Below are 9,378 nucleotides of genomic sequence, written 5' to 3'. Positions count from 1 at the left end.
TCTTTTAGGGCTTTTTTCCAGCGGTGGTAGGTGGCCCGGCTGATCCCCACCAGGTCCTGGATCTCCTTCCAGCTCTTTTTACTTTCACGCAGGGCTTTGACCAGTCGGAGCTTGCGCAGACGTTCCTTGACCTCTGGGTCGCCTGCTTTGGCCTCGGCCAGCCTCTGTGCTTGTCTAGCGCCTTGCCATATCTCTCGGCCAACGGTGGTAAACTGCACCTGGGGAACCTCCTTTCTTGGTTGGTTCCCCTCTTTTTATCCCAGCTTAGAGTCTCACATGTGTTTGTCCGGGTTCATAGGGGTGGCAGGTGCGCCACCCCCCAAGCACGATACGCATCGGGGAGCTTTTGCGCTATGATGGGGTCTAATGGTCGAATTTTCACGCGATTTGCTGGGTCTAGAACAACGAATCGTCATGGTGACAGGGGCTGGGCGAGGGTTTGGCCGCGCAGTGGCCCGCTCCTATGCCCGCAACGGGGCCACGGTGATCACCGTAGACCCCGACGTGGAAATGGCCACAGCCATAGCTTCCGAGGTAGAGCAGCTCGGCGCTACCGCTATCCCCATCCGGGGGGATATGTCGGTGGTACTCGACGTCATGAATACTTTCGAAAAAATTGAAGAGCTGTTTGGCATGCTCGATGGCATCGTACACGTGACCAGTGCTGAGAGCAAAACCCCTTTTGTGGAGCTTTTGGAAAGCGAGTGGTATGACCTGCTCAATGCCGATGTGAAGTCCAGTCTGTATGTTTTGCAGCAGGGCTTGCGCTACTTGAGTGGAGGTGGGTTTGTCACCCTGGTACTGCCGCCTTTGCAACGAGAGCAGCCGCATGTGGCCGCTATTCGGGGAGCAGTAGCTGGCCTCATCGAAGGGGCTACCCGCACGTTCCCAACCAACGTACGGGTCAATGGGGTGATCCCCAGTCGCGACCCCGTCGGTGAGGAGCACGACCGCCCCCTGGTGCGGGTGGCGGTAGCCCTGGGGTCGATGGTCTCGGAGGGGGTGCGGGGCCAGCTTTTGGAGGTTCTTCTCCCCGAGCCTCCCCATCAGCCGGAAATCTACGACTTACTGCGAGAGCTACCGTGAGGTCTGGCAAGAATACCGGCACAGCCTTCAACACCTTAGAGCTATGAACTGCCCTTTTTGTGGATACGCCGATAGCCGCGTACTGGACTCCCGCCCCTCGGACGAGGGCTCGGTGATCCGGCGCCGTCGGGAGTGTCCCAACTGTAAGCGCCGCTTCACCACCTACGAGCGGGCCCAGCTCGAGCCCTTGCTGGTCATCAAGCGTTCGGGCCGAAAGGAAACCTTTGACCCCAACAAGCTGCTGCGTGGGCTCAGCCTGGCGGCCCGCAAGCGCCCCATTGACCCAGAGGTATTGCAGCAGTTTGCCTACGGCTTTGAAGACAGTGTGAAGGAAATGGAGATTAGCTCTGAGGAAATTGGGCTGCGCGCCCTGGCTTTTTTGAAAGAACTCGACCCAGTGGCCTACATCCGCTTCGCCTCAGTGTACCGCGAGTTCGATAGCCTAGAAAACTTCATCGAGGAGGTGCGCAAGCTCGAGGGTAAGGAAAGCAAAAGCGCAAAACAAGAGCGGGATGAGGCCGCAAACCTAAGCGACGAGGCCAAGCTAGGAACGGTATAAACCGCTAGCCCTACCGGAGGCGAGGCTTTTTTGGTATACCATCTTACCGAGCCTCTCGGCAGCGAATTTCCGTGGCGCGAGTGGCTTTGTGAAGGAGTGGGAGCATGGCAAACCCGTTCGACATAAACCGCCCTCTGCGGGTCGCGGTGATAGGCTCGGGGCCCTCGGGCATCTACGCGGCCGAGGCCCTGATTAAGCAAAGCGAGATACCGGTTTCCGTAGACGTCTTCGACCGGCTGCCCACCCCTTTCGGCCTGGTACGCTATGGGGTAGCCCCCGACCACCAGACCATCAAGTCGGTAACCAAGGTCATGCAGAAGGTGCTACAAGACCCCAGGGTGCGCTTTTTGGGCCATGTGGCCTATGGCCGTGACCTGAGCCAGGCTGATCTACGCCGTTTCTACGACGCGGTGATCTACGCGGTGGGGGCCTCGAGCGACCGGCATTTGGATATTCCTGGGGAGGAACTACCTGGCAACCTCTCGGCTACCGAGTTCGTGGCCTGGTACAACGGCCATCCCGATTACCAAAACCTACCCCTGCGGCTGGACGTAAAGGGGGTAGCGGTGGTAGGCATGGGCAACGTGGCGGTGGATGTCACCCGCATCCTGGCCAAGTCGGCCTCCGAGCTGGCCCAGACCGACATCGCCGACCATGCCTTGGCTGTGCTGGCCGAAAGCCAGGTGACCGACATCTATATGCTGGGCCGGCGGGGCCCGGCCCAAGCCAAGTTCACCACCAAGGAGTTGCGTGAGCTGGGGGAACTGGCCAATGCCGACATTGTGGTACGGCCAGAGGAGCTTGAGCTCGACGCGCAAAGCGCGGCCTGGCTAGAAGGCCAGCCGGCCCTATTGAGGAACCTCGAGGTGCTGCGGGAGTTCGCTGCCAAGCCCCTAGCGGGCAAGCCCCGACGGATACACCTGCGCTTTCTGGTCTCGCCGGTGGAAATTCTGGGCCAGGGCCGGGTGGAGCGCATCCGCCTGGAAAAGAACCGCCTGGACGAGAAGATGAACGCAGTAGGTACCAGGGTGTTTGAGGAGCTAGAGGTGGGCCTGGTGTTGCGTTCGGTAGGCTACAAGGGGGTACCCCTACCCGAAGTGCCTTTTGACGAGCGCAAAGGCATCATTCCCAACCGGGAAGGGCGGGTGCTGCGCGAGGGCCAGGTATCCCCAGGCGAGTACACCGCCGGCTGGATCAAGCGCGGCCCCAGCGGGGTGATTGGCACCAACAAGGCCGATGCCGCCGAGACGGTTCGCTTGCTCCTGGAGGATGCTCCCCATCTGCCGCAGGCGCCCGAACCCCAGCCCGAGGCCCTGACCGAACACTTAAAACGCAAGGGGGTGGCTTTTGTGACCCTCGAGCACTGGCTCAGGCTCGACCAATTGGAGTGCGCCCGAGGACAGGCCCAAGGCCGCCCCAGGGTTAAGGTCACCCGGCTAGAAGAAATGCTGGCCGAGGCTAAAGCCTAGCCCGCCAGAGCCTGCTCGAGGCTCTCCTCCAGAATCGCCAAGCCCTGCCGTACCTCCTGATCGCTCACCACCAGCGGCACCAAGCAGCGGATGACGTTGTAGTGCATCCCCGCCTTGAAGAGCAGCAGGCCCTTCCCGCGGGCGATCTCCACCAGCCGGTTGGTGAGCTGCGCGTCGGGGCTCTTCGACTGGGGGTCCTTGACCAGCTCCATGCCGATCATGGGCCCCAGACCACGCACGTCCCCCACCACCTGAGGGAAGCGGGCCTGAATCTTGCGGAATCCCTCGTGCAGAATTTCTCCTAGCTTCTGGGCTTTTTCCAGCAAATTTTCCTCTTCAAAGATATCCAGCACGGCCAGGGCTGCGGCACAGGCCAGGGGGTTGCCGCCAAAGGTGCTGCCCAACCCCCCCACCGTGGGGGCGTCCATGACCTCGGCCTTGCCCAGCACCCCGCCTATGGGCAAGCCCCCACCGATGCTCTTGGCAAAGCAGATCAGGTCGGGCTCCACCTCGGCGTGCTCGATGGCCCAGAACTTACCGGTGCGGCCAATGCCGGTCTGTACCTCATCGCTGATAAGCACAATCCCATGCTTCTGGGTCAGGCTGCGTAGGGCCTTGAGAAAAGGCTTGGGGGCAGGCACAAACCCCCCCTCACCCAGTTGCGGTTCAATGATGATGGCCGCTACCCGCTCGGGGGCAATCTGGGTTTCGAAAACCTCGTGCAGTCCTTCCAAAGCTTTGCGGGTGTCTATGCCGCGGTACTCGTAGGGGTAGGGGGCGTGGTAGACCTCGGGGGCAAAGGGGCCGAAATTCTGCCGGTAAGGGTTGGCCTTGCCGGTGAGGGTTATACCCAAAAGGGTGCGCCCATGGAAGCTGTGACGGAAGGCAATGACCCCGGGCCGGTTGGTGTAGGCCCGGGCGATTTTGATGGCGTTCTCGGTGGCCTCGACCCCGGTGTTGACGAAGAAGACGCGTTTCTCTCCGGCGATGGGGGCCGTGGCCGCAAGCCGTTCAGCCAAGCGAATGTAGGGCTCGTAGGCCACGGCAGGAAAGCAGGTATGGATGTACTGCTCGAGCTGGGCCTTGACCGCCGCCACCACCTTGGGGTGGTTGTGGCCCACGTTCAGCACGCCAATACCGCCAAACCAGTCTAGGTACTCCTTGCCCTCCACATCCCAAATGCGTCCTCCCTCGGCACGGGCGATGACGATGGGGTGGACTTGGGAAACCCCCCGGGGGATAATCTTCTGGCGGCGCTCCAGGAGTTCTTGGTTTTTAGATGGGGCTTGGGTCATAAGGCTTCCTCCAAACAGTCAAGCTCGAGTCTATCCCTCTACACCCGCCTTGTGTACCCCCAGCGCTATACAACCTCGGGCGAACCGGAGTGATGGAGCAAAGCGCTCTTGTGGTGCCTTGCGCGGTCAGGGCAGGTAGAACTGCGAGGCGAAAGCCTTGACCTCTGCGCGCAGGCGCTCAGGGTCTTCACCCTTGAGCGCCCGATCGATGAAATCAGCAATGATGGGCATATGCACCTCGGTCATACCGCGGGTGGTGATGGCCGGAGTGCCAATGCGGATACCCCCGCCGTGGATGATCTTCTCGGTATCGTAGGGCAGAGTGCTCTTAGAGATGGTGATGTTGACCGCATCCAAGAGCTTGGTAGCCTTGCTACCGTTGAGGCCCTGAGGGCGCAGGTCGAGCACAAAGAGGTGATTGTCGGTGCCCCCCGAAACCACCCGGTAACCGCGCTTCTGGAATTCTGCCGCTAGGGCCTGGGCGTTTTTGATAACCTGAGCCGCGTAGACTTTGAACTCCGGCTGCATAGCCTCCCAGAAGGCCACTGCCTTTCCAGCGATCACGTGCTCCAGGGGGCCTCCCTGGATGCCAGGAAAGATGGCCCGATCCAGGATGGCGGCCACCTCGAGGTCGTTGCTTAGAATCAGTCCCGAGCGGGGTCCGCGCAGGGTTTTGTGGGTGGTAGAGGTCACCACGTGGGCGTAAGGCAGAGGGGAAGGGTGCAGCCCAGCCGCCACCAGCCCCGCGATATGCGCGATGTCGGCCATCAGGTAAGCCCCTACCTCATCGGCGATCTCACGGAAGGCCCGGAAGTCCAGGATACGGCTATAGGCGCTAGCCCCACAGATAATCAGCTTGGGCTTGTGCTCCAGGGCTAACGCCCGCACATCCTCCATATAAAGCCGCTCGTCCTCAGGACGCACCTTATAGCCCACCACTTTGTAGTTGAGGCCGGAGAAGTTAACCGGGGAGCCGTGGGTAAGGTGGCCCCCATGGGACAAATCCATCCCCAGCACGGTATCGCCCGGCTTTAGCAACGCGCTGTAGACCGCAATATTGGCGTTGCTACCGGAATGGGGCTGCACGTTGGCCCAGGCTGCCCCAAAGAGCTGTTTGGCCCGCTCAATGGCCAAGGCTTCGACCTGATCTACCACCTCGCAGCCGCCGTACCAGCGCTTGCCGGGGTAACCCTCGGCGTACTTGTTGGTCAATACGCTGCCTACCGCCTCGCGCACCGCTGCCGAGGTGAAGTTTTCCGAGGCGATGAGCTCGAGGCCGTTCCTCTGCCGTTCTTCTTCCTGCCGGATAAGGCTAAAAACCTGCTCGTCGCGCGGTTGGGGTGGGGGGGTCTTCACCATTCTTTGAGTATAGCAATCCCAAGCGGCCCATCGGTTAGACTAGGGGTATGAGCGTTTTGGGGCGTATCGCGCTAATTCTGGGTTTGGTGCTGTTGTTGGTTGGCGTTGTCCTAGCCACGATGAATTTCATCACCATCCGCGACTATCTGGTCGCCCTCACGGCCCAGCGCAGCCGGGACTTCTACAATGTCAACCCCCGCCTCTGGGTAACCTATCTGGTGGTCTTCGGCGCGGGGCTGTTTTTGGGTTTGGGAATGGTCTGGAGCTGGCTGGGCCGCCGCGCGCAGCGGTCTGGCGAATAACCCTTGCTTTTCGTGGGCTACTTCTACGTACTGGCCGCGGCCTCGCTATGGGGCCTGTTGGGGGTGGTGTCCAAATGGGCCTTCGCCCAGGGGGTAAGCCCCCTCGAGGTGGCCTTTTGGCGGGCCACCTTAGGGGCCGTGCTGTTTGGCGCTCAGGCCCTTTGGATAGGAAAAGTACACCTCGAGCGAACCGACCGGCTAGCGGTGCTGGGCTTTGGTCTGGTGGGCATCTCCCTGTTTTATGGCGCCTACCAGCTCGCCATCCAAAGCGGGGGCGCAGCGCTGGCCTCGGTACTGCTCTACACCGCTCCAGCCATTGTGGCCCTGTTGTCCTGGCTATTCCTGCGCGAGCCCATGGATGCCCACAAAATCAGCGCGGTGACCCTGACCCTGCTAGGGGTGGCCCTGGTTAGCCTGCAAGGCGGCGGGGTGAAGGTGAGCCTAGCAGCCCTTTTTTGGGGGCTTCTGTCGGCCCTCACCTACGCTACCTACTACCTCTTTGGCAAGCTTTACCTAGACAAGTACCCCACCCCCACCGTATTCCTCTATGCCCTCCCGGTAGGCGCACTGGGTTTGCTGCCCTTTGTAGACTTCATGCCCAAGAACGCGGAAGCTTGGGCCGCTATTGCCTTTCTAACCATCGCCTCGACGTTTTTTGCGGTAACCCTCTATTTTGCTGGGCTGAGGCGGCTCGAGGCCACCCGGGCCTCGGTGGTGGCCACCATCGAACCGGTGGTGGCGGCCCTGGCGGCCTGGCTGTGGTGGGGTGAGCGGTTTAGCCTGCTGGGCTACATGGGCGCGGGCCTGGTGTTGGCGGGCGTAGTGTGGATGGTACGAAGACCCTCAACCACCCCCCAGAAAATTGCCGCGAAAATCCCTTAAATCCGGGCAAGAACGGATATTTGACAGCCCCCCAGCGCCTGTGCTAACCTACAGGGCGCTTGGGCGCGTAGCTCAGTTGGATAGAGCGACTGACTACGGATCAGTAGGTCGTGGGTTCGAATCCTGCCGCGCCCGCCATGAATCCGGGGAGAGCTTCCCCGGTTTTGTTTTTCAATGGCGCAGGCTCGAGGGTGCCCCGTATACTGGGCCGGATGCGCCCTCACACCAACCTTTGGTACCTGGTGCTCTCCTCCTATTGGTTCGCCAGCAGCTTCAAGTGGTTTCTGGTTCTCTTAGTATTGCTGCCGGCCCGGGTAGCGGAACTGGTACCTGAGCCCGAGCGGGCCACCCGGCTGGGGCTTTTGTTCGCCATTGGCGCAGGGATGGCCCTCATCGGGCCACCCATCTGGGGCTATATCTCTGACCGGGTGGGGCGCCGGATGCCCTTTCTGGCTTTAGGAACTCTGCTGACCGCGGCTTCCCTAGTCTGGATGGCCTATGCCGGCAGCTACGGGCAGCTGGTGGTGGCCTACCTGCTGCTACAACTAGCCGACGATATTGCCACCGGCCCCTACTCGGCCCTGATTCCCGATCTGGCGGCCCGGCGGGAGCGAGGGGTTGCCTCGGGCTGGCTGGGCACCCTCCAGGTGGGGGGGCAGGTGGGGGCCGGCGCGGTGGGCTTCTTACTGGCCAACCTACAGTGGCAGTTTCTGCTGATCGCCCTGGTCAACCTGTTGGCTGCTCTTCTGATCCTGACCCTAATCCGCGAGGTGCCCGGCCTTAGGCCGCAACGACGGGGCTTCTGGCAGAGCATGAGGGCACCCTGGCAAAACGCCGACTTCCGCTGGGTTTGGTTTACCCGCTTTTTGGTCATGCTAGCCCAGTACATCGTACAGACCTACCTGCAGTACTACCTGGCCGATGTGGTGCAGCACTTTAGCGCCTTTGGTCGTACCTTGGCCGGCGAAGCCTTCCAGGCGGTAGCCTTGCTGGGCCTGCTGATCTCCATCGGCGCAGCCCTCTCGGCAGTACCCGCAGGCCGGCTCTCCGACCAGCGGGGCCGGAAACCCCTCATCTACTTTGCTGGGGTGGGGCTGGCCCTTCTGATGTTACCCATACTGCTGCTCCCCCGCTTCGATCTGCTCCTTGTGCTAGCCCTGGTCTTTGGCCTGCTCTACGGGGCCTATTTGGCGGTAGACTGGGCGCTGGTTTCCGATGTGCTGTCCAACCCAGAGGCCCACGCCACCGACATGGGCCTTTGGCAGACCTCCATTGTGCTGCCCCAGGTGCTAGCCGGAAGTTTTGGGGCTATGCTGGACGCTTTCAACCGCCAAAGCGCGGGACTGGGCTACACGGTTCTATTTTTACTGGCGGCGATCTTTTTTGTGTTGGGTACCCTGCTGGTACGGCAGATTCGCTCGGTGCGGTAGGGTTAGGCCCCCAGATAAGCCTTGCGCACCGTAGGATCGTGTAAAAGTCGGTCAGCTGGAGCCTCCTTTACCATCCGTCCTCTTTCCAACACGTACCCACGCTGAGCAATCCGCAAGGCCAGTTCGGCATTTTGCTCCACCAGCAGTATTCCCACTCCTTCTCGCCGAATAGCCTCTAGACTTTGTAGAAGTTGCCGGGCCAACAGGGGAGCCAATCCCAAGGTGGGCTCATCGAGTAAAAGGTAGCGGGGTTGGGCTACCAAGGCTCGAGCCAAAGCTACCATGCGTTGTTCTCCTCCACTCATGGTGCCTACTTGTTGGCTCAATCGTTCGGCCAAAGGAGGAAAAAGTTCTAGAGCCTTTTGCCAAGAACCTCGAGCTGCGAGTAGGAGATTCTCGCGCACGCTCAGGCTACGAAAAACCCCACCCCGTTCTGGCACTAGGTACAGCCCCTTTCTAATAAGCTTTTCCGTGCGTCCCGTACGCAGCAAAGTAGTAAGGTCTTCCTCTTCTACCGAGACTCTACCCTCCACGGTCACAAGCCCCACTAACCCTCGCAGGAGTGAGGATTTCCCCGCCCCATTAGCCCCTAGCACCACCGCTATTTCTCCTGGGGCCAGGCAGAGATGGGCTTTTTCCACCGCCACATGTCCCCCGTAGCGCACCTGTAACTCTTCCACCCTAAGCATGGGCCACTCCTAGAGGGTGTTATGAACTTAGGAGTTACGCAGTTGCAGTTGACTGGACATTCTTCTGTGTGCTAGGAGGAGAGTGCTTAGCCAAGCTTCTCCAAAGGGGGTGATGCCCATGAACCCACCGAAGTGCGATGACCTGGACTACATCCACTTTCTCATCGCCGCTCAGCGGGTCTTCACCTGTACCGAGGCCGCTCGCTGTAGTCCAAAGGAGAAGAGCCCTCCCGCCCATGATGCCTTTACCCGCCTGCTGCAAAGACAGCCGCCCGACACGGCGGCGCTGTGGCAGGAGGCGAAGGCG

Annotated in this window: 10 protein-coding genes, 1 tRNA gene and 1 pseudogene; 8 read left to right on the top strand and 4 right to left on the bottom strand. The window is 60.8% G+C overall.

Annotated elements, in window-relative coordinates; genetic code table 11:
- Nucleotides 1-218, bottom strand: a 218-nt coding sequence (locus G552_RS15465) for a helix-turn-helix domain-containing protein (RefSeq protein ID WP_211224827.1), incomplete at its 3' end; no start/stop codon positions are given.
- 148 nt (nucleotides 219-366) lie between these two features.
- On the opposite strand from G552_RS15465, the gene G552_RS0112610 reads away from it, so the two are divergent.
- The 3 genes from G552_RS0112610 (at nucleotide 367) to G552_RS0112600 (ending at nucleotide 3,114) form a co-directional block, all read left to right on the top strand.
- Entirely contained in the window at nucleotides 367-1,086 is a 720-nt protein-coding gene (locus G552_RS0112610) for an SDR family NAD(P)-dependent oxidoreductase (RefSeq protein ID WP_027883352.1), read from the top strand.
- A 43-nt stretch (nucleotides 1,087-1,129) separates the two neighbouring features.
- On the top strand, nucleotides 1,130-1,645 hold the full coding sequence (gene nrdR / locus G552_RS0112605) for a transcriptional regulator NrdR (RefSeq protein ID WP_027883351.1): 516 nt from the start codon (nucleotides 1,130-1,132) through the stop codon (nucleotides 1,643-1,645).
- Nucleotides 1,646-1,749: 104 nt separating this feature from the next.
- Nucleotides 1,750-3,114 (top strand): FAD-dependent oxidoreductase, encoded by a 1,365-nt coding sequence (locus G552_RS0112600; protein ID WP_027883350.1) that lies wholly within the window; start codon nucleotides 1,750-1,752, stop codon nucleotides 3,112-3,114.
- Here G552_RS0112600 and gabT read toward each other — a convergent pair.
- Both gabT and glyA read right to left on the bottom strand, forming a co-directional pair.
- Nucleotides 3,111-4,409, bottom strand: coding sequence for a 4-aminobutyrate--2-oxoglutarate transaminase (gene gabT, locus G552_RS0112595; RefSeq protein ID WP_027883349.1), 1,299 nt, complete (start codon nucleotides 4,407-4,409; stop codon nucleotides 3,111-3,113). The two genes, G552_RS0112600 and gabT, sit on opposite strands and share 4 nt — an antisense overlap.
- 126 nt (nucleotides 4,410-4,535) lie before the next feature.
- Entirely contained in the window at nucleotides 4,536-5,768 is a 1,233-nt protein-coding gene (gene glyA, locus G552_RS0112590; RefSeq protein WP_027883348.1) for a serine hydroxymethyltransferase, read from the bottom strand.
- 47 nt (nucleotides 5,769-5,815) lie between these two features.
- Between glyA and G552_RS0112585 the strand changes: the two genes are divergently transcribed.
- The 4 genes from G552_RS0112585 to G552_RS0112570 all read left to right on the top strand — a co-directional run bounded on the left by G552_RS0112585 (nucleotide 5,816) and on the right by G552_RS0112570 (nucleotide 8,382).
- The gene (locus G552_RS0112585) at nucleotides 5,816-6,070 is read left to right on the top strand and encodes a hypothetical protein (RefSeq protein ID WP_027883347.1); all 255 of its coding nucleotides are present in this window, start codon (nucleotides 5,816-5,818) and stop codon (nucleotides 6,068-6,070) included.
- Nucleotides 6,071-6,082: 12 nt separating this feature from the next.
- The gene (locus tag G552_RS0112580; RefSeq protein ID WP_027883346.1) at nucleotides 6,083-6,952 is read left to right on the top strand and encodes a DMT family transporter; all 870 of its coding nucleotides are present in this window, start codon (nucleotides 6,083-6,085) and stop codon (nucleotides 6,950-6,952) included.
- A gap of 61 nt (nucleotides 6,953-7,013) precedes the next feature.
- A tRNA-Arg gene (locus G552_RS0112575) sits at nucleotides 7,014-7,090 on the top strand.
- A 74-nt stretch (nucleotides 7,091-7,164) separates the two neighbouring features.
- On the top strand, nucleotides 7,165-8,382 hold the full coding sequence (locus tag G552_RS0112570; protein WP_027883345.1) for an MFS transporter: 1,218 nt from the start codon (nucleotides 7,165-7,167) through the stop codon (nucleotides 8,380-8,382).
- Nucleotides 8,383-8,384: 2 nt separating this feature from the next.
- Here G552_RS0112570 and G552_RS0112565 read toward each other — a convergent pair whose 3' ends face one another.
- The gene (locus G552_RS0112565) at nucleotides 8,385-9,071 is read right to left on the bottom strand and encodes an ABC transporter ATP-binding protein (protein WP_027883344.1); all 687 of its coding nucleotides are present in this window, start codon (nucleotides 9,069-9,071) and stop codon (nucleotides 8,385-8,387) included.
- Between the two features lie 82 nt (nucleotides 9,072-9,153).
- On the opposite strand from G552_RS0112565, the pseudogene G552_RS0112560 reads away from it, so the two are divergent.
- Nucleotides 9,154-9,378 (top strand): annotated as a pseudogene (locus G552_RS0112560) (IS701 family transposase); the annotation flags it as partial.

The organism is Meiothermus rufus DSM 22234, assembly GCF_000423425.1.
GTDB classification, from domain to species: domain Bacteria; phylum Deinococcota; class Deinococci; order Deinococcales; family Thermaceae; genus Meiothermus; species Meiothermus rufus.
This window is presented reverse-complemented; position numbering and strand designations above follow the sequence as displayed.

Coding starts and splice junctions, on each gene's coding strand:
- G552_RS0112610 (WP_027883352.1), top strand. CDS start 367: ATGGTCGAATTTTCACGCGATTTGCTGGGTCTAGAACAACGAATCGTC.
- nrdR (WP_027883351.1), top strand. CDS start 1,130: ATGAACTGCCCTTTTTGTGGATACGCCGATAGCCGCGTACTGGACTCC.
- G552_RS0112600 (WP_027883350.1), top strand. CDS start 1,750: ATGGCAAACCCGTTCGACATAAACCGCCCTCTGCGGGTCGCGGTGATA.
- gabT (WP_027883349.1), bottom strand. CDS start 4,409: ATGACCCAAGCCCCATCTAAAAACCAAGAACTCCTGGAGCGCCGCCAG.
- glyA (WP_027883348.1), bottom strand. CDS start 5,768: ATGGTGAAGACCCCCCCACCCCAACCGCGCGACGAGCAGGTTTTTAGC.
- G552_RS0112585 (WP_027883347.1), top strand. CDS start 5,816: ATGAGCGTTTTGGGGCGTATCGCGCTAATTCTGGGTTTGGTGCTGTTG.
- G552_RS0112570 (WP_027883345.1), top strand. CDS start 7,165: ATGCGCCCTCACACCAACCTTTGGTACCTGGTGCTCTCCTCCTATTGG.
- G552_RS0112565 (WP_027883344.1), bottom strand. CDS start 9,071: ATGCTTAGGGTGGAAGAGTTACAGGTGCGCTACGGGGGACATGTGGCG.